This is a genomic window from Streptomyces sp. CB02261 (assembly GCF_001905665.1).
Taxonomy (GTDB): Bacteria; Actinomycetota; Actinomycetes; order Streptomycetales; family Streptomycetaceae; genus Streptomyces.
The window spans coordinates 188,870-211,590 of the sequence record NZ_LIVX01000010.1; the positions used below are offsets into that span (position 1 = coordinate 188,870).

The 22,721-nt window shown below is 72.4% G+C and carries 20 protein-coding genes; 13 read left to right on the forward strand and 7 right to left on the reverse strand.

Features of this window, described 5'->3' with window-relative positions; all coding sequences use genetic code 11:
- Positions 1–132: 132 nt before the first annotated feature.
- Entirely contained in the window at positions 133–651 is a 519-nt protein-coding gene (locus AMK29_RS29330; RefSeq protein WP_073818679.1) for a hypothetical protein, read from the reverse strand.
- 283 nt (positions 652–934) lie between these two features.
- Between AMK29_RS29330 and fmt the strand changes: the two genes are divergently transcribed.
- The 8 genes from fmt (at position 935) to AMK29_RS29370 (ending at position 8,422) form a co-directional block, all read left to right on the forward strand.
- The gene (fmt, locus tag AMK29_RS29335) at positions 935–1,867 is read left to right on the forward strand and encodes a methionyl-tRNA formyltransferase (protein WP_073818681.1); all 933 of its coding nucleotides are present in this window, start codon (positions 935–937) and stop codon (positions 1,865–1,867) included.
- 82 nt (positions 1,868–1,949) lie between these two features.
- A complete protein-coding gene (locus AMK29_RS29340; RefSeq protein WP_073818683.1) occupies positions 1,950–3,362 on the forward strand; it encodes an RsmB/NOP family class I SAM-dependent RNA methyltransferase in 1,413 nt (470 codons plus the stop codon).
- 149 nt (positions 3,363–3,511) lie between these two features.
- Positions 3,512–4,195: a ribulose-phosphate 3-epimerase gene (rpe, locus tag AMK29_RS29345; protein ID WP_073818685.1), complete on the forward strand. Its 684-nt coding sequence runs from the start codon at positions 3,512–3,514 to the stop codon at positions 4,193–4,195.
- Between the two features lie 144 nt (positions 4,196–4,339).
- Positions 4,340–5,356, forward strand: coding sequence for a sugar-binding transcriptional regulator (locus AMK29_RS29350; protein ID WP_073818687.1), 1,017 nt, complete (start codon positions 4,340–4,342; stop codon positions 5,354–5,356).
- Between the two features lie 142 nt (positions 5,357–5,498).
- On the forward strand, positions 5,499–5,909 hold the full coding sequence (locus AMK29_RS29355) for a ribonuclease domain-containing protein (RefSeq protein ID WP_073818688.1): 411 nt from the start codon (positions 5,499–5,501) through the stop codon (positions 5,907–5,909).
- Positions 5,906–6,268 carry a barstar family protein gene (locus AMK29_RS29360; protein WP_073818690.1) on the forward strand — a complete coding sequence of 121 codons (363 nt, stop codon included), beginning with the start codon at positions 5,906–5,908 and terminating at the stop codon, positions 6,266–6,268. Before AMK29_RS29355 ends, AMK29_RS29360 begins: the two co-directional genes overlap by 4 nt.
- 101 nt (positions 6,269–6,369) lie before the next feature.
- Positions 6,370–7,812, forward strand: a complete 1,443-nt coding sequence (locus tag AMK29_RS29365) for a GuaB1 family IMP dehydrogenase-related protein (RefSeq protein WP_198942356.1) — start codon at positions 6,370–6,372, stop codon at positions 7,810–7,812.
- A 94-nt stretch (positions 7,813–7,906) separates the two neighbouring features.
- Positions 7,907–8,422, forward strand: coding sequence for a GNAT family N-acetyltransferase (locus AMK29_RS29370; protein ID WP_079197183.1), 516 nt, complete (start codon positions 7,907–7,909; stop codon positions 8,420–8,422).
- Here the strand turns inward: AMK29_RS29370 and AMK29_RS29375 are convergent.
- Positions 8,394–9,407, reverse strand: coding sequence for a GDSL-type esterase/lipase family protein (locus tag AMK29_RS29375; RefSeq protein WP_073818694.1), 1,014 nt, complete (start codon positions 9,405–9,407; stop codon positions 8,394–8,396). The two genes, AMK29_RS29370 and AMK29_RS29375, sit on opposite strands and share 29 nt — an antisense overlap.
- A gap of 343 nt (positions 9,408–9,750) precedes the next feature.
- Here AMK29_RS29375 and AMK29_RS29380 point away from each other — a divergent pair, with 343 nt between their 5' ends.
- Both AMK29_RS29380 and AMK29_RS29385 read left to right on the forward strand, forming a co-directional pair.
- Positions 9,751–11,238: an amino acid permease gene (locus AMK29_RS29380; protein ID WP_073818696.1), complete on the forward strand. Its 1,488-nt coding sequence runs from the start codon at positions 9,751–9,753 to the stop codon at positions 11,236–11,238.
- A gap of 10 nt (positions 11,239–11,248) precedes the next feature.
- Positions 11,249–11,704 (forward strand): Lrp/AsnC family transcriptional regulator, encoded by a 456-nt coding sequence (locus AMK29_RS29385; RefSeq protein WP_015032260.1) that lies wholly within the window; start codon positions 11,249–11,251, stop codon positions 11,702–11,704.
- 68 nt (positions 11,705–11,772) lie between these two features.
- Here AMK29_RS29385 and AMK29_RS29390 read toward each other — a convergent pair whose 3' ends face one another.
- Positions 11,773–12,339: a Repetin gene (locus tag AMK29_RS29390; protein ID WP_073818698.1), complete on the reverse strand. Its 567-nt coding sequence runs from the start codon at positions 12,337–12,339 to the stop codon at positions 11,773–11,775.
- 287 nt (positions 12,340–12,626) lie between these two features.
- Between AMK29_RS29390 and AMK29_RS29395 the strand changes: the two genes are divergently transcribed.
- Complete coding sequence (locus AMK29_RS29395; RefSeq protein ID WP_073818700.1) at positions 12,627–13,433, forward strand: carbon-nitrogen hydrolase family protein; 807 nt, start codon at positions 12,627–12,629, stop codon at positions 13,431–13,433.
- Positions 13,434–13,493: 60 nt separating this feature from the next.
- Positions 13,494–15,191, forward strand: coding sequence for a flavin monoamine oxidase family protein (locus tag AMK29_RS29400; protein WP_073818702.1), 1,698 nt, complete (start codon positions 13,494–13,496; stop codon positions 15,189–15,191).
- A 13-nt stretch (positions 15,192–15,204) separates the two neighbouring features.
- Here the strand turns inward: AMK29_RS29400 and AMK29_RS29405 are convergent, their stop codons facing one another.
- The 3 genes from AMK29_RS29405 to AMK29_RS29415 form a co-directional block, all read right to left on the reverse strand.
- Positions 15,205–15,903 carry a DUF5995 family protein gene (locus AMK29_RS29405; RefSeq protein ID WP_073818704.1) on the reverse strand — a complete coding sequence of 233 codons (699 nt, stop codon included), beginning with the start codon at positions 15,901–15,903 and terminating at the stop codon, positions 15,205–15,207.
- Positions 15,904–15,975: 72 nt separating this feature from the next.
- Entirely contained in the window at positions 15,976–17,376 is a 1,401-nt protein-coding gene (locus tag AMK29_RS29410; RefSeq protein WP_073818706.1) for a uracil-xanthine permease family protein, read from the reverse strand.
- A 172-nt stretch (positions 17,377–17,548) separates the two neighbouring features.
- Positions 17,549–18,769: an MFS transporter gene (locus AMK29_RS29415; RefSeq protein ID WP_073818708.1), complete on the reverse strand. Its 1,221-nt coding sequence runs from the start codon at positions 18,767–18,769 to the stop codon at positions 17,549–17,551.
- Positions 18,770–18,876: 107 nt separating this feature from the next.
- Here AMK29_RS29415 and AMK29_RS29420 point away from each other — a divergent pair, with 107 nt between their 5' ends.
- Positions 18,877–20,001 carry an ROK family transcriptional regulator gene (locus tag AMK29_RS29420; protein WP_073818710.1) on the forward strand — a complete coding sequence of 375 codons (1,125 nt, stop codon included), beginning with the start codon at positions 18,877–18,879 and terminating at the stop codon, positions 19,999–20,001.
- A 201-nt stretch (positions 20,002–20,202) separates the two neighbouring features.
- Here the strand turns inward: AMK29_RS29420 and AMK29_RS29425 are convergent, their stop codons facing one another.
- Positions 20,203–22,575 (reverse strand): chitinase C-terminal domain-containing protein, encoded by a 2,373-nt coding sequence (locus AMK29_RS29425; protein ID WP_073818712.1) that lies wholly within the window; start codon positions 22,573–22,575, stop codon positions 20,203–20,205.
- Positions 22,576–22,721 lie beyond the last annotated feature (146 nt).

Consider the following 22,721-nt stretch of genomic DNA (forward strand, 5'->3'; position numbering starts at 1 on the left):
GGCGGCGGAGGGAGGCCGGGCACGTGGGCGGCGGGCGCCGGACACACGGGACGGCCGCCCGTCCCCGGTGGGGTGGGCGGCCGTCCCGTGCTCGCGGTCAGGAGTCGTGTGCGGCTGTCCGGCGGGCCCGGGTCAGCCGTTGCGCGGCCCCGGGAACGCCGAAGGGCGGGGGTCCTCACGGAGGACGGTGCTGCCCGAGGTGGGCTGCGGGGGCATGGAGCGGGCCGCGGGGACCGAGGGAAGGGTGCGGGTCACGCCCGGCTCCACGATCGGCTCCTGGTCGACGGCCGCGCCCGGCTGGGGCGCGCGGCGGGCACCGTAACGGCGGTGGACGGCCTGCTTGGTGACTCCGAGCGCGGAGCCCACCGCGTCCCAGGAGAACCCGAGCGAGCGGTCGAAGTCGACCGCGGCGGTCACCAGGGTCTCGACGCTGTCGCGCAGCTCCTGGGCGAGACGTACGGTCGGGGCGGGGGCCCGCCCGTAGACGACGAAGCCCGTGGACGGGCCGGAGCGGCGAGGGCGGTAGACATTGCCCAGCTGGGCCGTGAGCGTGCGCAGTGCGTCCACCTGCCGCCGGACCCGCTCGATGTCCCGCACCAGGAGGTGCAGACTCGCCCGAGCCTGGGCGTCGTGGGTTGCGTGGTCGGCCATGTGAAAGCCTCTCGAACCGGCATGTAAAGGGGGAAGGGCCGCAAGGGGAGGGCGACCCGATTCGGTCAATCTCTCTTGACCAACGCGTCACCTGGGCTTGGGTCACGCTGCGGGGGCGTACACGCATATGCGCGGGGCGCTCGCCCCTCCGTACGCCCCCTCCGCCCGGCCGCCGGGGGAGGTGTCCCGCCGGCCGTGCCGCGAGCCCGGCGGGACCGGCGGGACACCCCCTAGACTGGTGCGCTGCCCGTAAAAGCCCCGGACAGACAGGCCATCGCCACCCATGAAGCTCGTCTTCGCAGGCACCCCCGAGGTCGCCGTACCCGCCCTGGACGCCCTGCTCTCCTCCGGCCGGCACGAGGTGGCCGCCGTGATCACCCGGCCGGACGCCCCGGCGGGGCGCGGCCGGCGGCTCGTCGCCAGCCCGGTGGCCCAGCGGGCGGAGGAGGCCGGGATCGAGGTCCTCAAGCCGGCCAGGCCCCGCGACGAGGAGTTCCTCGCCCGGCTGCGGGAGATCGCGCCGGACTGCTGCCCGGTCGTCGCGTACGGCGCGCTGCTGCCGAAGGTCGCCCTCGACATCCCGGCCCGGGGCTGGGTCAACCTGCACTTCTCGCTGCTGCCCGCGTGGCGCGGCGCCGCGCCCGTGCAGCACTCGCTGATGGCGGGCGACCAGGTGACGGGCGCGTCGACCTTCCTGATCGAGGAGGGTCTCGACTCGGGTCCTGTCTACGGCGTCGTCACCGAGGACATCCGTCCGACCGACACCAGCGGCGACCTGCTGACCCGGCTCGCGTTCGCGGGCGCCGGGCTGCTCGCCGCGACCATGGACGGCATCGAGGACGGCGCGCTGCAGGCCGTCCCGCAGCCCGTCGAGGGCGTCACCCTCGCCCCGAAGATCCAGGTCGAGGACGCGCACGTCGACTTCGCCGCCCCGGCCCTGCGGGTCGACCGGGTGGTCCGCGGCTGCACCCCGGCCCCGGGCGCCTGGACCGTCTTCCGCGGCGAGCGCCTCAAGCTGATCCAGGTCACCCCGCTGCCGGACCGCACGGACCTCGCCCCGGGCGAGCTCGCCGCGGGCAAGAACAACGTGTACGCGGGCACCGGCTCGTACGCGGTCGAGCTCCTCTGGGTCCAGCCCCAGGGCAAGAAGCCCATGAAGGCGGCCGACTGGGCCCGCGGCGTCCGCATCGCGCCCGGCGAGCGGCTCGGGGCGTAGCCACGGGCCCGGGCGCGGGTGGGGGCGCGGCGGACGTAGGCTTGGGGGGTTCGACCTCTTCATTTCTTCCCGCGGAGCACCTTTGAGCGAGCAGGCACGTCGCCGTCCCCCCAAGCCCTACCGGCGGCCCCAGAAGGACCCCGTCCGGATGCTCGCCTTCGAGGCGCTGAGGGCGGTGGACGAGCGGGACGCCTACGCGAACCTGGTGCTGCCGCCGCTCCTGAAGAAGGCGCGCGAGAAGGGCGACTTCGACGGGCGGGACGCGGCGCTGGCGACGGAGCTCGTGTACGGGACGCTGCGCCGCCAGGGGACGTACGACGCGATCATCTCGGCCTGCATCGACCGCCCGCTGCGCGAGGTCGACCCGCCCGTGCTCGACGTGCTCGCCCTCGGCGCGCACCAGCTGCTCGGGACCCGGATCCCCACCCACGCCGCCGTCTCCGCCAGCGTCGAGCTGGCCCGGGTGGTGCTGGGCGACGGGCGCGCCAAGTTCGTGAACGCCGTGCTGCGGAAGATCTCGCAGCAGGACCTCGACGCCTGGGTGGCGCAGGTCGCCCCGCCGTACGACAAGGACCCCGAGGACCACCTCGCCGTCGTGCACTCGCACCCCCGCTGGGTCGTCTCGGCGCTCTGGGACTCCCTCGGCGGCGGCCGCGCCGGGATCGAGGACCTCCTGGAGGCGGACAACGAGCGCCCCGAGGTCACCCTCGTCGCCCGTCCCGGCCGCTCCACCACGGAGGAGCTCGCCGCGGCCACCGAGACCCTGCCGGGCCGCTGGTCCCCGTACGCCCTGCGGATGGCCGAGGGCGGCGAGCCCGGCGCCATCGAGGCGGTGAAGGACGGCAGGGCCGGCGTCCAGGACGAGGGCAGCCAGCTCGTCGCGATCGCCCTCGCGAACGCGCCCCTCGACGGCCCCGACACCCGCTGGCTCGACGGCTGCGCGGGGCCCGGCGGCAAGGCCGCCCTCCTCGCCGCGCTCGCCTCCGAGCGGGGCGCCGCCCTGCTCGCCTCCGAGAAGCAGCCGCACCGCGCCCGCCTGGTCGAGCGCGCCCTCGCCGGCAACCCCGGCCCGTACCAGGTGATCGCCGCCGACGGCACCCGCCCGCCGTGGCGTCCCGGCTCCTTCGACCGGGTCCTCATGGACGTGCCGTGCTCGGGCCTCGGCGCCCTGCGCCGCCGCCCGGAGGCCCGCTGGCGCCGCCGGCCCGAGGACCTCGACGGCTTCGCCCCGCTCCAGCGCGCGCTCCTCACGGAGGCGCTCGACGCGGTGCGCGTCGGCGGGGTCGTGGGGTACGCGACCTGCTCGCCGCACCTGGCCGAGACCCGGATCGTCGTCGACGACGTCCTGAAGAAGGTCGGCGGCGCCGAGCTGATCGACGCCCGTCCGCTGCTGCCGGGCGTCCCGGCACTCGGCGACGGACCCGACCTCCAGCTCTGGCCGCATCTGCACGGTACGGACGCCATGTACCTGGCGCTGATCCGCCGTACCGCCTGACCGTTCGGTCGCCGAGCCCCCCGCCGTCCGCCCGCAATCTCCCGGTCTGTACGGTCCCCGGCTCGTCGCTTCGTACCGAAAGTGGTCTGGACCGGCACCGAAACCGCTCGGCGGCAAAGAAGTACCCAAGAACGTGGGAGGCTTGGCACATGGCGCAGATCAACCCCAGCATCCTGTCCGCGGACTTCGCCCGGCTCGCCGAGGAGGCGAAGGCCGTACACGGGGCCGACTGGCTGCACGTCGACGTGATGGACAACCACTTCGTGCCCAACCTGACCCTGGGCGTGCCGATCGTGGAGTCGCTCGCCCGCGCGACCGACACCCCCCTCGACTGCCACCTGATGATCGAGGACCCCGACCGCTGGGCGCCCCAGTACGTGGAGGCGGGCGCCGGTTCGGTGACCTTCCACGTCGAGGCCGCGGCGGCACCCGTCCGGCTCGCCCGGGAGATCCGGGCCAAGGGCGCGCGGGCCTCGATGGCGCTCAAGCCGGCCACGCCCATCGAGCCGTACGAGGACCTGCTCCCCGAGCTCGACATGCTGCTGATCATGACGGTCGAGCCCGGCTTCGGCGGTCAGGCTTTCCTCGACATCATGCTGCCCAAGATCCGCCGCACCCGGGAGCTGATCTCCAAGCACGGTCTGGAGCTGTGGCTCCAGGTCGACGGCGGGGTCGCCGAGTCCACGATCGAGCGGTGCGCCGAGGCCGGCGCGGACGTCTTCGTCGCGGGTTCCGCGGTCTACGGCGCGGCGGATCCCGCCGCCGCCGTGGCCTCCCTCAGGGCGCGCGCGGACGCCGTGACGGCCACCGCCGCGTGGGCATGTGGCCACTGAGCCTCCGGCGGATGAACGCGGCCCGTCGGGCCGCCGACAGGACTGATCAAGGCACGCCGGATCTGACAGGATGAACGGCGAGTCCCCAGTGTGAACGTAAACAGCGGTACATGAAACAGCAGTGAGGAGATCGCGGTGGCGGGTATGTCGGCGGGACGGTCAGCCCTGCGGATGGGCCCCGCGGAGCTGGTGCAGGCGGCGGCCATGGCCCGCCGCTTCTACCTCGAGGGCAAGTCCAAGATCCAGATCGCCGAGGAGTTCGGCGTGAGCCGCTTCAAGGTGGCCCGGGTCCTGGAGACCGCCCTGGAGCGCGACCTCGTGCGCATCGAGATCCGCGTACCGGCCGAGCTGGACGCCGAGCGCTCCGACGCGCTCCGCGCCCGCTACGGACTCCGCCACGCCGTCGTCGTCGAGTCCCCGGCGGAGGGCGAGGACGAGTCGCCCGACCCGGAGAACCTGGGCGAGGTCGCGGCCGACCTGCTCGGCGAGCTGGTCGCCGAGGGAGACGTCCTCGGCCTGGCCTGGGGCCGCTCCACCATCCACATGGCGGCGGCCCTCGACCGGCTGCCGCCGTGCACGGTCGTCCAGCTCACCGGGGTGTACGACGCCGGGACCGCCGAGCGCGGCTCCGTCGAGGCGGTACGCCGCGCCGCCCAGGTCTCCGGCGGCGAGGCCCACCCGATCTACGCGCCCATGCTCCTGCCCGACCCGGCGACGGCGGCCGCCCTGCGCAACCAGACCGGCATCGCGCGGGCCTTCGAGTACTTCGACAAGGTCACCGTGGCCTGTGTCTCCATCGGCTCCTGGGAGCCGGGCATCTCGACCGTCCACGACATGCTCTCCGACGAGGAGCGCGCCCACTACGCCTCGCTCGGCGTCGCCGCCGAGATGTCCGCGCACCTCTTCGACGCCGACGGGCGGCGCGTCGGTCGCGATCTGGGCGAGCGCTGCATCACCGTCGAGGCGGACCGGCTCCGCCGCATCCCCGAGGTCGTGGCGATCGCGGGCGGCCAGCGCAAGGCGGCGGCGATCGGCGCGGTGCTCCGCTCCGGACTCGTCACCAGCCTGGTGACCGACCGGGCCGCGGCGGACTACCTCCTCACCGAGTCCAGCCCGGGCACGCACCCCGCCCTCGACCGGACGGACCCGGACGGCAGCTGAGGCCCCACCGGACCCGGACGGCAGCGGAGGTCACCAGCGGGGCCGGCCGTCCATCGGGGTCGGCGCCCGCCTGTAGTCGGCCGCCCGTCGGGGCGGCGCGTCCGCGCCGTGACCCGGGCGGCGCCCTGGCAGCATCGGGCGCATGACCCTCAGGTGCGCCCGGGCCGTGCTCGCGCTGTTCGCCGGCCTCTCGCTCCTCCTCACGGGGTGTTCGGGCGGCGAGACGGCCTCCGCCCCGCGCGCCGCGTCGGCGCCTGCGAGCAGGGCCTCCACACTGCCGGTGGTCCGGGTCGCGGACCTGCCACCCGAGGCGCGGGAGACGCTGGCGCTCATCGCGCGGGGCGGGCCCTTCCCGTACGCCAGGGACGGGGCCGTGTTCGGCAACGTCGAGCGGCTCCTGCCGCGGCGTCCCCGCGGCCACTACCGCGAGTACACGGTCCGGACACCCGGCGAGCGGGACCGCGGCGCCCGGCGCATCGTCACCGGCCTGAGCGGGGAGACGTACTACACCGACGACCACTACCAGAGCTTCCGGGAGGTGGTCGGAGCATGAACGCGACCCACAGCGGGGGACAGAGCCCCGACCTGTCCCGCCCCGTCGTGCTCGACCTGCACGGGGTCACCGACAAGACCGCCTTCATGAACCGCTGCGTGCGCGCCCTCCCGCTGCCGGTCTGGTTCGGACGCAACTGGGACGCCCTCGCCGACTGCCTCGCCGATATGCGACGACCCATGGCGATCGTGGTCACCGGCTGGCAGGCTTATGCGGAGGCCAGCCCCGACGAGTGGGGGATCGCCGAGGAGGTGTTCTCCGCGGCGGCCCGCGCCAGCGTGGAGGGCCTCACCGTCCTCCTCTCGCTCGGCGGTTTGGAGGATCCGACAGACAGGCCCGCGCAAGGCTCGGACGATTAGCCCGGGGCCGGTATCCGTACCGGCGTGGGAGAATGAACTACGTGCTTTTTCCCCTGGCTGAAATGCCTAGGGGCCGATCCGAACGACTGGGATGTCAGCACGTGCGTTTCCTCAATGACGTCAAGCCGCCCTACGACCTGACGTACGACGATGTGTTCATGGTGCCGAGCCGCTCGGCCGTCGGTTCCCGCCAGGCCGTGGACCTCTCCTCGCCGGACGGAAGCGGGACCACCATCCCGCTGGTCGTCGCCAACATGACCGCCATCGCCGGCCGCCGGATGGCCGAGACCGTCGCCCGCCGCGGCGGACTGGTCGTCATCCCGCAGGACATCCCGATCGAGGTCGTCACCGACGTCATCGCCTGGGTCAAGAGCCGCCACCACGTCCTCGACACCGCGATCGAGCTCGAGCCGCACCAGACCGTGGCCGACGCGCTCTCGCTGCTGCCGAAGCGCGCCCACGACGCCGGTGTCGTCGTCGACGAGAACCGCCGCCCCGTGGGCGTCGTCACCGACGCCGACCTCTCCGGCGTCGACCGCTTCACCCAGCTCTCCGAGGTCATGTCCAAGGACCTGCTGCTCCTGGACGCCGGCATCGACCCGCGCGAGGCGTTCAACACCCTCGACGCCGCCAACCGGCGCTACGCCCCGGCCGTCGACGCCGACGGCAAGCTCGTCGGCATCCTCACCCGCAAGGGCGCGCTGCGCGCGACGCTCTACAGCCCTGCCGTCGACAAGAACGGCCGGCTGCGCATCGCGGCCGCCGTGGGCATCAACGGCGACGTGGCGGGCAAGGCCAAGCAGCTGCTCGACGCCGGCGTCGACACGCTGGTCATCGACACCGCGCACGGCCACCAGGAGTCGATGATCTCCGCGATCCGGACCGTACGGGCGCTCGACCCGCAGGTCCCGATCGTCGCGGGCAACATCGTCGCCGCCGACGGCGTCAAGGACCTCATCGAGGCGGGCGCCGACATCATCAAGGTCGGCGTCGGCCCCGGCGCCATGTGCACCACCCGCATGATGACCGGCGTCGGCCGCCCGCAGTTCTCGGCCGTCCTGGAGTGCGCGGCGGAGGCCAAGAAGTACGGCAAGCACGTCTGGGCCGACGGCGGTGTCCGGCACCCGCGCGACGTCGCCATGGCGCTCGCCGCCGGTGCCTCCAACGTGATGATCGGCTCCTGGTTCGCCGGCACGTACGAGTCCCCGGGCGACCTCCAGCACGACGCCCAGGGACGTGCGTACAAGGAGTCCTTCGGCATGGCCTCCGCCCGCGCGGTCAAGAACCGGACCTCCGACGAGTCCGCCTACGACCGCGCCCGCAAGGCGCTGTTCGAGGAGGGCATCTCCACCTCGCGCATGTTCCTCGACCCGGCCCGTCCGGGCGTCGAGGACCTGATCGACTCGATCATCGCGGGCGTCCGCTCCTCCTGCACCTACGCCGGTGCCGGCTCGCTCGCCGAGTTCGAGGAGAAGTCCGTGGTCGGCATCCAGTCCGCCGCCGGTTACGCCGAGGGCAAGCCGCTGCACGCCAGCTGGAGCTAGTCGCCGCCGACCGAGCCGATCGCTCGTCGCCGTACGCCGTGGGCCCCCGGGAAATTCCTCCCGGGGGCCCACGGCGTTCCCGTACGGTCGCCCCATGGACCGCTTGGAGATCGGGCCCTGCCGCGCCGAGGACGTACCCCTGCTCGACCGTCACCTGCCCGCCCCCGGGGCGCCGACCCGCCATGCCGGCCGGTTCGCCCGCCAGGAGGCCGGGAGCGGCACCTACCTCCTCGCCCGGCGGGACGGGGTGCCCGTCGGCCACGGACAGCTCCGCTGGGACGGCTGCGCCGCTCCCGAGGTACGGGCTGAGCTCGGCGACTGTCCCGAGTTCAACGGCCTGGACGTACGGGCGGAGCTGCGCGGTCAGGGCATCGGTACGGCCTTGATCCGCGCCGCCGAGGACCTGGCCCGGACGCGTGGCCGCACGGCGTTGGGGCTCGGCGTGGCCCGCGACAACCCACGCGCGGCCGCCCTCTACGCCCGGCTCGGATATCGGCCCGTCGTGGCCTACACCGACCGCTGGAGCTGGACGGACCCGGACGGCCGCGCCCACGAGGAAGCCGACTCCTGCACGTTCCTGGTCAGGTCCCTGACGGCTCCGGACGGCTGAGCGGCACGCACGGCCGCAGCACCTCCGCCACGGCCGCCGCGATCCGCGCGTGGCCCGTGTCGTTCGGGTGCAGCCCGTCCGCGAGGTGCTCCGGGCCGAGCAGCGGCCGCCCCGGGAGGACCAGGAGCCGCTCGTCGCCCTCGGCGGCCAGGTCCCGGCCCGCCCGCTCCATGGCCCTGCGCAGCTCCGTGAGGGTGGCTCCGAGGGCGTTGCGGGTGTGCTCGGCGTCCGGGCGCAGCACCGGCGAGACGATGAGCAGCGGGGTGTCCGGATGGCCCTGGCGCACCAGACCGACGAAGGCCCGGACGGTGGCGTACATCCAGTCAGCCGTCGCGGGCACCCGGGACCAGCAGTTGGTGCCGAAGGCCAGGGTGATCAGGTCGCCCGGGAGCCGCGCCAGATGCTCGGCGAGCACGAGCTCGCCGCGCGCCCCGCCCGCGAACCCGAGGTTCACGGCGTCGACGTCGAGCAGCCGTCCCGCCGTCGCGGGCCAGGAGTGGGCCGGGCGGGTCGACCACCAGCCCTCGGTGATCGAGTCGCCGTGGACCAGCCAGCGGGGCCGCGCCGGGGCGGGGGAGATCGCGCCGCCGACGGCCCACAGGGCCAGCGGCACCGGGGCCTGCCCCTCCGGGAGGTGGAGCGTGAAGACGCCGCCGCCCGGGGGCAGCGGGACGGTGACGGTGGCCTCGGTGGCCGGGTCGGCGCAGGTCTCGCCGACGAATCGCGTACCGCTCCACAGGGCGAAGCAGTGGCGCAGCCCGGCCAGGGGGTCGCCCGCCTCCGGGACGGTGGCCCGGTATCGCAGCCGCACCGCGCGCGTACCGGGCGCGGCCGTGAACTCCAGCCGTACGCCGATGGGCAGCGCGGCCCGCGCGGCGATGTCCCACGGCAGCCGGTCCAGGTCGGCCGGGTCCGCCCGCACCGGCCGGCCGCCGTCCAGCCAGGCAGTGCCCCGCAGGAACGGCGCCGGGTCGAGCCGGCCCACCGGGGCCTCCGTCCGTGGGGTGGTCAAAGGCTCGCGTCGTCGGTCAAGGGTCATGAGGAGTCCATGCGCGCGCGGGCACCGGTTCACACCCTGATGTGTCGATTCATGCGGGGGAGCGCAATGTTTCCCCGTCTGCGCTCGAAGCGCGCAATGATCATCCGGCAGTGCGCAACAACCCTGCATTACGAGTGCGAACCTCTGGCGTTTAGGCTCATGCCTCGTACCAGGAGTGGCGGCGACCGTCTGCTCGGCGGTTCCCCTTCCCCCGTGGGCCTGACGCGTCATGCCCACGTACCGCCGCGGTCCTCGCCCCGCCTACAGGCAGCGATAAGGAGCCTCCGCAGTGCTGGACCACGGCGCAGCCCCACCGGTCGTCGACACGACCACCCCCAAGACCTCCGCTCTCGGCGCGCTCACCCGTCGCAAGCCGGTGGAACAGCTGGTCGCAGAGGGTGGGCAGGGCGAGGGCGGCAATCTCCGCCGCTCGCTCTCCATGTGGCAGCTGACCATGATCAGCATCGGCGCCACCCTCGGCACCGGCATCTTCGTCGTCCTCGGCGAGGCCGTTCCCGAGGCCGGTCCGGCGGTGACGCTCGCCTTCGTCTTCGCCGGTCTCACCGCGCTCTTCTCGGCCCTCTCGTACGCCGAACTGGCGGGCACCATCCCCGTCGCGGGCTCTTCCTACTCGTATGCGTACGCAACACTGGGTGAACTTGTCGCCTGGGTGTGCGGCTGGTGTCTGATGCTCGAGTACGGCGTGTCGGTCGCCGCAGTGGCCGTCGGCTGGGGCGAGTACCTGAACGAGCTGCTCGACGGCACGATCGGCGTCACGCTCCCCGACGCGCTCAGCGCGCCGCCCGGTGACGGCGGTGTCTTCAACCTGCCGGCGCTGATCGTCGTCGTCCTCGCGATGCTGTTCCTGCTCGGCGGCGCCAAGGAGTCGGCCCGCGCGAACACGATCATGGTCGTGGTGAAGATCGCCGCCCTGGTGCTCTTCTGCGCCGTCGGCTTCATGGGCTTCAAGTCCGGCAACTACGCGGACTTCATGCCGCTCGGCATCGGCAGCGTCGGCGCCGCCGGAGCCATCCTCTTCTTCTCGTACATCGGCTTCGACGCCGCCTCCACGGCCGGCGAGGAGGCGAAGAACCCCAAGCGCGACCTGCCCCGGGCGATCATGCTCTCGCTCGTCATCGTCACCGTGCTGTACGTCCTCGTGGCGGCCGTCGCCGTCGGCGCCTGGGACTGGAAGAAGTTCGCGGGCAGCGACGCCACGCTCGCCGCGATCATGAACGACGTCACCGGCCAGAGCTTCTGGGGCACCCTGCTCGCCGCCGGCGCCGTGATCTCCATCGCCAGCGTCGTCCTGACCGTCCTCTACGGCCAGACCCGCATCCTCTTCGCGATGTCCCGCGACGGACTCGTGCCCAAGGTCTTCGGCAAGGTCGACGCGAAGACCGGCACCCCCCGCACCAACACCCTCATCGTCTCGCTGCTCTGCGGTGGTCTCGCGGCCGTCGTCCCCCTCGGCGAGCTGGTGAACGCCACCAGCATCGGCACGCTCTTCGCGTTCGCGCTGGTCAACGTCGCCGTCGTGGTGCTCCGCTTCACCCGCCCCGACATGGAGCGCTCCTTCAAGGTCCCGTTCGGCCCCGTCTTCGCCGTCCTCGGCTTCCTCTGCTGCGGATACAGCATGTACAGCCTCGACCTGATCACCTGGGTGTACTTCGGTGCCTGGATGGCGGCGGGCCTCGTGTTCTACTTCCTGTACGGCATGCGCCGCTCCCGACTGGCCTCCGCGCCGACCGTGGCAGAGACCTCAGCAGAGAAGTGATCCACCCGTAGTGCGACTCAACGACCTCGACGAACGCATCGTCCACGCCCTCGCGGAAGACGCCCGCCGCAGCTACGCCGACATCGGCTCGCTCGTCGGCCTCTCCGCGCCCGCCGTGAAGCGGCGCGTGGACCGGCTCCGGGCCGAGGGCGCGATCACCGGATTCACCGTACGGGTGGACCCGGCGGCGCTCGGCTGGGAGACCGAGGGGTTCGTCGAGATCTACTGCCGCCACAACACCTCGCCGGACGACATCCGGCGAGGTCTGGAGCGGTACCCCGAGGTGGTGTCCGCGTCGACCGTCACCGGCGACGCGGACGCCGTCGTCCAGGTCTTCGCCTCGGACATGCGGCACTTCGAACGGGTCCTGGAACGGATCGCGGGCGAGCCCTTCGTGGAGCGCACCAAGTCCGTCCTGGTCCTCTCCCCCCTGCTGCGCCGCTTCTCCTCGGGCTCACCCGCCTAGGGGGTGCCGGGGCGGTGCGGGCCGTGGTTCCCGCACCGCCCTCCGCCCGCCCACCCCCGTGGGGCGGTCTACTCGGTCGGGTAGACGAACTCCCAGGGCACGACCTCGAATTCGCCCGTGCCCTTCTCGACCTTCTCGAAGGGCGCGCCGCTGACGCACGGCGGCACCTTGTCCTTCTGCGGGTCGGCGGTCATCCAGGTGTAGCCGAGCCGGTCGCCGCCGGGGACGTCGTGCACCGTGACGCCCACCCGCGCCTTCCGGAACTCCTTCACGTCCGTCTCGACGACGACGCCGGACACGACGGCCACCTTGCCGCCCGTGGTGAGGCAGTCCACCTTCACCTCGGCGTATCCGCCCCGGTCGCCCTTGTAGTGGCTGAACCGGAAGGTGCCGGTGGCCTTCATCGGATCCTGCCGGTCCTTCTCCGCCAGATGCGCGTCGAAGGAGAACGTGATGTCGTCCCCGGCCGGGCGGTACAGCTTGGCCGAGCCGGTCAGCGCGGCGGCCTCCGGGACGGCGGCCGGGGCCGCGGCGGGGATGTGGCTGTCCGCCGCCGAGGCGGCGGCCATACCCCCGGCCCCCAGGGTGAGCAGGACGGCGGCGGAGACGGCGACGATCTTCGTACGGCGGTTCATGGCGACTCGGTCCTTTCGGCAGGTCGTCCGGGTTTCTCCGGACGACCACCACTCTTCCGCGCCGCCCGCCGCCCGGCGTCGAGCCGCAGGACGGTTCCGTCTCCGCCGCGCGGCGGAGACGGACCGCGACCCCGGGCGGAGCCGTACGCAACGAATCGCCGCGCGTTCCGCGAATCGCGCAACGGTTCGACGGTCGGTCCGCAACGCTGGCGCCTTGTCCCGGTGGAGTGCGAAACCGTACCGTTTTTGACGTCTTCCCCTTGTACTCCGACCCCCGAGGATCACCCATGCCCGCGCTGCGCACCGCCCTGCTCCAGAGCTCCGGCGAGCTCGGTGACGTGGCCGCCAACCTCAAGATCCTCGACGAGGCCGCCGCCCGCGCGTCCGCCGCCGGCGCGGGTCTGCTGCTCGCCCCCGAGCTCTTCCTCACCGGGTACGCCATCGGCGCCGACATGGCACGCCTGGCCGAACCGGCCGACGGTCCCTCGGCCCGCGCCGTCGCCGCCATCGCCGTGCGCCACGGCCTGGCCGTCGGCTACGGCTACCCGGAGCGGAACACCGAGCGGCACGGGGTGCTCCACAACTCCGCCCAGCTCGTCGGCGCCGACGGCGAGGTGCTCGCGCACTACCGGAAGACCCACCTCTACGGCGGCTTCGAGACCCAGTGGTTCACGCCCGGCGAGCAGAGCGTCGTGCAGGCCGAGCTCGGCGGCCTCACCGTCGGCCTGATGATCTGCTACGACGTGGAGTTCCCCGAGAACGTACGGGCGCAGGCGCTGGCCGGCACGGACCTCCTCCTCGTGCCGACCGCGCTCATGCACCCCGCCGAGATCGTCGCCGAGTCCGTCGTGCCCGTACGCGCCTTCGAGAACCAGCTCTACATCGCGTACGCCAACCGGACCGGCCCCGAGGGCGACTTCGAGTTCGTGGGCCTCTCCACCCTCGCGGGCCCCGACGGCACCGCCCGCGCCCGCGCCGGCCGCGGTGAGGACCTCGTCCTCGGCGACGTCGACCCCGCCTTCCTCGCGGCCTCGCGCGCGGGCAACCCGTACCTCGCCGACCGCCGCCCCGGGCTCTACGGCTCCCTCGTCTGAGCCGCCCCCTCCCGCCTTCCTGACCTGCCTCACCTTCTTCGTGCAAGGAGTCCGTACCCCATGACGTCCACGGTGCCCACGACCGCCGTCCCCCACAGCGACGGCCAGCCGCCGATCACCATGTTCGGTCCGGACTTCCCGTACGCGTACGACGACTTCCTGGCCCACCCGGCCGGGCTCGGCCAGATACCGGCCACCGAGCACGGCACCGAGGTCGCCGTCATCGGCGGCGGGCTCTCCGGCATCATCGCCGCGTACGAGCTGATGAAGATGGGCCTCAAGCCCGTCGTCTACGAGGCCGACCAGATCGGCGGCCGGCTGCGGACCGTGGGCTTCGAGGGCACCGCCACCGAGGGCCTCACCGCCGAGATGGGCGCGATGCGCTTCCCGCCCTCCTCGACCGCGCTCCAGCACTACATCGACCTGGTCGGCCTGGAGACCAAGCCCTTCCCGAACCCGCTGGCCGAGTCGACCCCGTCGACCGTCGTCGACCTCAAGGGCGAGTCCCACTACGCCACCACCGTCGACGACCTCCCGCAGGTCTACCGCGACGTGATGAACGCGTGGAACGCCTGTCTGGACGAGGGCGCCGACTTCTCCGACATGAACCAGGCCATGCGCGAGCGCGACGTCCCGCGCATCCGCGAGATCTGGTCGAAGCTCGTCGAGAAGCTCGACAACCAGACCTTCTACGGCTTCCTCTGCGAGTCGGAGTCCTTCAAGTCCTTCCGGCACCGCGAGATCTTCGGCCAGGTCGGCTTCGGCACCGGTGGCTGGGACACCGACTTCCCCAACTCCATCCTGGAGATCCTCCGCGTCGTCTACACCGAGGCCGACGACCACCACCGAGGCATCGTGGGCGGCTCGCAGCAGCTGCCGCTGCGCCTGTGGGAGCGCGAGCCCGAGAAGATCGTCCACTGGGCGCAGGGCACCTCGCTGAGCTCCCTCCACGAGGGCGCCCCGAAGCCTGCCGTGACCCGGCTCAACCGGACCGCCGGCAACCGGATCACCGTCACCGACGCCTCCGGCGACATCCGCACGTACCAGGCGGCGATCTTCACCGCGCAGTCCTGGATGCTGCTCTCCAAGATCGCCTGCGACGACTCGCTCTTCCCGATCGACCACTGGACGGCGATCGAGCGCACCCACTACATGGAGAGCTCCAAGCTCTTCGTCCCGGTCGACCGCCCGTTCTGGCTGGACAAGGACGAGGAGACCGGGCGGGACGTCATGTCGATGACGCTCACCGACCGGATGACCCGCGGCACGTACCTCCTGGACGAGGGCCCGGACAAGCCGGCCGTCATCTGCCTCTCGTACACGTGGTGCGACGACAGCCTGAAGTGGCTGCCGCTCTCCGCGAACGAGCGGATGGAGGTCATGCTGAAGTCGCTCGGGGAGATCTACCCGAAGGTCGACATCCGGAAGCACATCATCGGCAACCCGGTGACCGTGTCCTGGGAGAACGAGCCCTACTTCATGGGCGCGTTCAAGGCGAACCTGCCGGGTCACTACCGCTACCAGCGGCGTCTGTTCACCCACTTCATGCAGGACCGGCTGCCCGAGGACAAGCGGGGCATCTTCCTCGCAGGCGACGACATCTCCTGGACGGCCGGCTGGGCCGAGGGCGCGGTGCAGACGGCGCTCAACGCCGTCTGGGGCGTGATGCACCACTTCGGCGGCGCCACCGACGGCACCAACCCGGGCCCGGGTGACGTGTACGACGAGATCGCCCCGGTCGAGCTGCCGGAGGACTGACCCTCCGGCGGTCTCAGCCGCGCGGGCTCAGCGGGGTGAGCAGCATCCGCCCCACCAGGCCGACCGACCGGTCGAGGCGTTCCCTGAACTCCTCGGCCAGGTCGGGCAGTTCCCGCAGCTGCCAGAGCGAGCGGGCGGCCAGCCAGGCTCCGTCGCGGGCCCGGTCCAGGCTCCAGCAGCCCAGCAGATGCGTCAGCGGGTCCGTGATGTCCAGCAGGTCCGGGCCCGGCATCACCTCCTCGCGGATCCGCTCCTCCAGGAGCACGAGGATGTCGCCGACGCGGTCGAACTCGTCCTCCAGATCCGCCGGCGCGCAGTCGAGGGCCCGGCAGGTGTCGACCACGGCGAGCGCGAGGTCGTGCCCGATGTGCGCGTTGATGCCGGCCAGCGCGAACTGCAGCGGCCGTACGCCGGGATGGCGACGGTAGCGGAAGAGCGGCCGCCAGCACGCCGGGGCGGGGCCGCCGGTGGCGGCGGAGTCGACGACCGCGAGGTAGCGCTCGGCGAAGCGCACGTCGAGGGTCGAGGCCGCCCGTCGGTCGGCGAAGGCGCCGGACTCGATGGCGTGCCCGATCTCCTCCGTGACCGTCAGATAGACCCGGTTGAAGACGGCGACACCGTCGGTCGGATGCCAGGCCGAGCGGATGGTGCGCATCCGCTCGACCACCGGGTCGACGGCGGTGAACTGCCCGATCTGCGTGGTCTGCGCCATGGGGGCAGCGTCCCAGGAGGCGGCCCGGGAGGGAACCGTCTCGGCCCGGCTTCCCCAGAACGGGCGAATCAGTCAGCTCTTCGCCGACGGTCCCTCGCCGGACGTGCTCTCGTACGAGCTGGTCCCCGAGTCCAGCAGCGGCTCCTGCTGCTTGAGGTGGGCCGGGGCGAAGGCGCGCAGCACGTGGTAGCCGGTGATGACGACGATCGTGCCGAGCGCGATGCCGCCCAGCTCGAAGGTGTCGGTGAAGGTCAGCTTCACCCCGCCGACGCCGATGATGATGCCGGCGGCGGCCGGGACCAGGTTGAGCGGGTTGCGCAGGTCCACCTTGGCGTTGATCCAGATCTGGGCGCCGAGCAGGCCGATCATTCCGTACAGGATCACGGTGATGCCGCCGAGGACACCGCCGGGGATGGCGGCGACGACGGCGCCGAACTTCGGGCAGATGCCGAAGAGCAGGGCGAAGCCGGCCGCGGCCCAGTAGGCGGCGGTCGAGTAGACGCGGGTGGCGGCCATGACGCCGATGTTCTCGGAGTAGGTGGTGTTCGGCGGACCGCCCACGGCCGTCGACAGCATCGAGGCGGCGCCGTCGGCGGCGATCGCGGTGCCGAGCTTGTCGTCCAGGTTGTCCCCGGTCATCTCGCCGACGGCCTTGACGTGTCCGGCGTTCTCGGCGATCAGGGCGATGACCACGGGCAGCGCGACCAGGATCGCGGACCACTCGAAGCTCGGGCCGTGGAACGAGGGCAGGCCGATCCAGTCGGCCTGGGAGACGCCGGAGAGGTCGAGCCGCCAGTGGTCGGTGACCTGGCCGGCCGGGGACATCGAGTGGATCTTGCCGAAGACGAGGTCGAAGACCCAGGAGATGCCGTAGCCGAAGACCAGGCCGAGGAAGATCGCGATCCGCGACCAGAAGCCCCGCAGACAGACCACGGCGAGACCGGTGAACAGCATCACGAGCAGCGCCGTCCACTGGTCCTGCGGCCAGTACGTCGAGGCGGTCACCGGCGCCAGGTTGAAGCCGATCAGCATGACGACGGCGCCGGTCACGATCGGGGGCATCGCCGCGTGGATGATCCGCGCGCCGAACCTCCTCACCGCGAGACCCGCCAGGAAGAGCACCGCACCCACGACGAGGACGGCGCCCGTCACGGTGGCGCTGGTGCCGCCGGAGGCCCTGATGGCGGCGGCGACACCGACGAAGGAGAGCGAGCAGCCCAGGTAGGACGGGACGGTGCCGCGGGTCGCGAGGAGGAAGATCGCGGTCGCGACACCGGACATCATGATCGCCAGGTTCGGGTCCAGACCCATGAGGACCGGGGCGACGAACGACGCCCCGAACATGGCCACCACGTGCTGGGCGCCGAGGCCGACCGTACGGGGCCAGGAGAGGCGTTCGTCCGGGCGGACGACGGCTCCGGGAGCGGGTGTTCGCCCGTCGCCGTGCAGACTCCAGCGCACGCCGAGGTTCATGAGGTCGCTCCCGTTCTCCGGTTCCGGCGGCCGTGTCGCGACCGCGAAAGATCAGCCACATGGTATGCGCCACCGCAGGTGGGAGCCGTGCGCCGACGGCGGGCGTGATCCGGAGAACGGGTCCGGTCCCGGGGGCCGTCTCGCCGATCGGCCCGCGCCCCTGGGTACGCCCCTAGCCGCCCACCGGCCCCGACGCCTTCGCCGAGGTCGCCGCCGGGGTCGACGCCGCCTTCCGGCCGTCGGTCCTGAGCACGCCCGCGCCGAGCACGAGCCCCAGGGTGAGCAGGGTGACCAGGCCGAAGGAGAAGACCAGCGAGGTCGCGTCGGCGATGCCGCCGATGGCCGAGGGGGCGATCAGGCCCGAGGTGTACGTGATGGTGGCGACGCCCGCGATGGCCTGGCTGGGGTTGGGGCCGCTGCGCCCGGCCGCCGCGAAGGCGAGCGGGACGACGACGGCGATGCCGAGCCCGATGAGCCCGAATCCGGCCATCGCCAGGGCGGCGTGCGGGGCGAACACGACCATGAGCCCGCCGACGGTGGCGGCGACGCCCCCGACGCGTACGGTACGGACCGCGCCGAAGCGGTCCACGACCCGGTCGCCGACCAGTCGGGCCACGGCCATCGTCAGCGCGAAGGCGGTGGTGGAGGCGGCCGCGAGCCCGGCCGAGCTGCCCAGCTCGTCCCGGAGGTAGACGGCCGACCAGTCGAGGCTGGCGCCTTCGGCGAACACGCCGCAGAAGCCGATCGCGCCGATGACGAGCGCGGACTTCGGCGGCAGGGAGAAGCGCGGCGGCGCCTCCTCGTCGGGGGTGCTGCGCACGTCGAGCACGCCCTGGCAGAAGAACAGGCCGAGCGCGGTGAGGACCAGGGCCGCGACGAGGTGGTGGAGCCGGGCGTCGCCGCCGAGGTGGGCGGCGACCGTGCCGGCGGCGGAACCGATCAGGGCGCCGACGCTCCACATGCCGTGCAGGCTCGACATGATGGACTTGCCGAGCCGGTTCTCGGTCTCGACGCCGAGCGCGTTCATCGCGACGTCGGACATGCCCGCGGTGGCGCCGTAGACGAACAGCGCCCCGCACAGCCCCCAGATGTTCGGCGCGAGCGAGGGCAGGGTCAGCGAGAGCGTCCACAGGACGAGCAGGCCGCGCAGGGCCGTGCGGGCGCCGAAGCGGTGGCCGATGGCCCCGGCGAGCGGCATCGCGAGCGAGGCGCCCAGCGCGGGGAAGGCGAGGGCGAGCCCGAGCTGTCCGGCGCTCACGCCCGCGTGCTCCTGGATCCAGGGGATCCGGGTCGCGAAGCTGCCGGTGACGGCGCCGTGGACGCAGAACACGGCGGCGACCGCGAAGCGCGCCCGCCGCAGGCGATCGGTGCTGGTGACGGTCTCCGCCGCCATGGGCCCTCCCGGGGATCGTGGTGTGCCGCGTAAACTATCAGGAACCCTGCCTGATAAATAGACCGCAGTGGGCTGTCCCGTCCCCACGAGTCTGAGAGGATCGCCGCATGGCCGCATCCCCGAGCACCGCACGAGCCATCAACGACCGGCTCGCCCTGCGACTGCTCCAGGGCGAGGGCCCGTTGACGGCCACTCAGCTCAAGACCCTCACCGGGCTCTCCCGGCCCACCGTCGCCGACCTCGTCGAACGGCTCCAGGGCTCCGGGCTCGTCCACGTCGTCGGGGAGTCCGGAGCCGAGCGCCGGGGCCCCAACGCCAAGCTGTACGGGATCGTCGCCGACCGCGCGCACCTCGCCGCGCTCGACGTCCGCACCCGCTCGGTCTCCGTCACCGTCGCCGACCTGCTCGGCACCACCCTCGCCGAGGCGTCCGTCCCCGTCGGCGACGACAGCGGCACGGGCCCGGCCGTGGAGAAGGCCGTCACCCTCCTGGAGCGGACCGTGAAGGAGGCGGGCGCCGACCGGCTGCACACCGTCGCCGTCGGAGCCCCCGGACTCATCGACCCGGCCACCGGCGAACTGCGCGACTCCACGGGACTGCCCGCCTGGCACCGGCGCCTGGTCGCCGTCCTCCAGGAGCGGCTGCCGGCCCATGTGCTCGTAGAGAACGAGACCAACCTCGCCGCCGTGGCCGAGCTGCGCGCGGGCGCGGCCCGCGACCGCGAGGACTTCGTCCTGCTCTGGCTCGGCCAGGGCGTCGGCGCCGCCGTCGTCCTCGACGGGCGGCTGCGCCGCGGGGCCTCGGGCGGCGCCGGCGAGGTCGGCTTCCTACCCGTGCCGGGCACCTCGGGCCTGCCCTCGGCCACCGGCTGCGAGGGCGGCTTCCACGAGCTGGCCTGCGCGGCCGCCGTCGAGGCCCTCGCCACCGCGCACGGACTCGACCCGACCGGGGCGCTCGCCTCGGGACACGAGCCCTTCCTGGACGCCCTCGCCCACCGCCTCGCCGTCGGAGCGGCCGCGATCGTGTCCGTCCTGGACCCCGGCTGCGTGGTCCTCGCCGGGGAGACCGGCCACCAGGGCGGTGCCGGGCTCGCCGCCCGCGTCGAGTCCGTCCTCGCGGCCCTCTCGCCCCTCCGTACGGAGGTCCGGCCCACCAGCCTCGGCGACACGGCCGTCCTCCGCGGCGCCCTGCTGCGCGCCCGTGACGCGGCGCAGGACGAGCTGTTCCCGTAACGGCCGCCCGCGCCCGGTGACCCCGGGGAGCGCGGACGGCCCACCCCGTCCCCGGCCCCCGGGGGACGCGGACGGCCCACCCCGTTCCCGGCCCCCGGGGAACGCGGACGCGCCGCGCCCCGGACAGGGGGGCGCGGCGCGGAGGGGGCCCGGCGGCGGCAAGGGCCGTGAGGTTCCGCCGCCGGGGGTTCTCGGGGTGGGTCAGCAGGCGCCGAGGTCCTTCCAGACGCCCCACTCACCGGTGGTGCCGGGGGTCTCGTTCTGGGTCCACCACTGGGCCCTGTACTTGCGGCCGTTGTGGGAGACCTCGTTGCCCGCGTTGTAGACCGTGCCGGCCACGTACGCCGGGACCGAGCCGCAGCCCGTGGTGGGCGGCGTCGTCGGAGGCGTGGTCGGGGGAGTCGTCGGCGGGGTGGTGGGCGGCGTGGTCGGAGGCGTGGTCGGCGGGGTCGTGGAGCCCGGCTCCACCACCGTCGTACCGCGCGCCAGGTCACCGGCGAGGGCGTACGTCGTGCCGTTGATGTTCACCGTCCAGTTGGAGGGGGTGGACACCGGCAGGTAGTAGTTGAACGCCAGGTCGACCGTGGCGCCCGGGGCGAGGGACTGCCAGGCCGGAAGCTTCAGGGAGACGCGGTGGAAGTCGCCCTTCAGGCCGCCCACGTTGGAGCCCGTGTGGTCGCTGCTGATCACCTTCGTGCCGAAGCCCGACTGGTCGGAGGCGTTGGCCGGGGCCGAGGTCCCGTAGTCGAACTGGAACTCCGTGCCGCCCGGCAGGGTCGCCGCCGTGTTGTTGGTGATCTTGATCTTCGGGGTGATCGGGTAGTTCGAGTCACCCAGCTTGAACTCGGTGAACTGGGCGTCGATCTTCACGGCCTGGGTCGGCAGCGCCTTGTTCGACTTCTTCGCGCCGTACGGGGTGGCCGCCTTGAACTTGTCGTACATCAGCGAGGTGAGCGTGGAGCCCATCTCGTACTGGCCCTTGGCGGCGTTCCAGGCGTAGTCGCCGGCCATCTCCCAGACCATGGTGCCGCCGATGCCCTTGGCGACCACGTAGTCGGCCTTCGCGGCCACCGACTGCTCGTCCTCGGTGGAGAGGAAGACCTTCTTCTGGGCGTTCCACAGCCACGGCGCGACCAGGGTCGCGTCGTACTTGCGGGTGTAGGTGCCGGTCAGCGTGGTGCCCGCCGGGAAGCCGTACTGGGTGACGTAGTCGCCGACGATCCCCTTCTCGAGGTTCTTGGCGTGCCACATCGGGTTGGAGCCGGCGGGCGACTCGGCACCGTTGGTGTCCTTGTCGTGCCACAGGTTGTCGATGCCGACGGCGCCGTCACCGCACTTGGTCAGACCGGCTCCGGCCGGGCAGGTGGCCGCGGAGGCCTTGCCCCACAGGCCGTCGGTGCCGCCCTGCACGTTCTTGTGGCCGCGGGTGTAGTAGGGCAGGCCGATGTTGATCCGGCCGGCCGGCATCGAACCGCGGAAGTAGTGGTACGCCCAGTCGGTGTTGAGGTAGCCGATGCTGCCGTACTGCGCCGAGCCGTAGACGTTGGCGGCGGCGAGCTCGCCGTCCTTGCCGTCGTCGAAGAGGGAGGCGTTCGGCCCGACGTACTCGTTCCAGGCGCCGTGCAGGTCGTAGGACATGATGTTGACGTAGTCCAGATACTTCTGCATCTGGAAGGTCTCCATGCCGCGCAGCAGGTAGCCGGAGGAGGGGGCGGCGACGGTCAGCAGGTAGTGCTTGCCGTCGGCGGCGCCGGCCCTGTCCAGCTTCTCGCGCAGGGACTTCATGAGGACCGCGTAGCCCTGGACGAGCCCGGCGCGGCGCGCGTTGGCGAACTGCCAGTCGAGCGGGTTGCCGGCGTCCTTCATGGTCGTGGGGTACTCGTAGTCGATGTCGACGCCGTTGAACCCGTACTTCCGGATGAAGTCGACGGCCGAGGTGGCGAAGGTGTCGATCCCGGCCTGGTTGACCGAACCGTCGGCGTTGGTGGCCATCGAGTAGAAGCCGCCGGAGTTCACGCGGTCGCCGTTGTCGGCGAAGTACCCGCCCGTCTCCGCCCAGCCGCCGACCGAGATCAGCGTCTTCACGTTCGGGTGCTGCTTCTTGAACTTGTTGAGCAGGTTGAAGTGGCCCTTGTAGGCGTACGCGGGGTCCATCTCGGCTCCGGCGACACCGGGCCAGGTCATCCCGGTGGCCGCGTTGTTCGGACCGTCCGCGCCGACGGAGAGCTTGTTGTCCCCGCCGATGTGCCCGAAGGCGTAGTTGATGTGGGTGATCTTCTCCCACGGGATGTCCTTGGCCAGGTACGCGGGCTGGCCGTTCTTGCCGGTGCGCCAGCCGGTGAAGTAGCCGATGACGCGGCGCTGGTGGTCGGCGCCCATCTTCTCGCGGCCCTCGGTGTCGTAGACCGAGCAGTACGGGACGTCGACGCCCGGGGTCTTGTAGAGCCCGTCGGGGCGACAGGACTCGTTGTCGGCCGCGTACGAGACGCCGCCGGCCAGCGAGCTGAGCAGCAGCCCGGTGACGGCCGCGCCGGAAGCGAGCAGCGAGGCTCTCTTCGTGGTGGGGGACAACACGATCGGGTCCTCCTGGGGTGGAGCCCGCCGCGCCCTCGGGGCGCGGGGGGAGTCGTAGAACACAACGAACAAGGGGGTGGGTCGTGTTGGGCCCGGAGAGTGCGCACCCCGCCGGACCGTTCCTCGGAGGTGACACGGAGATTAAG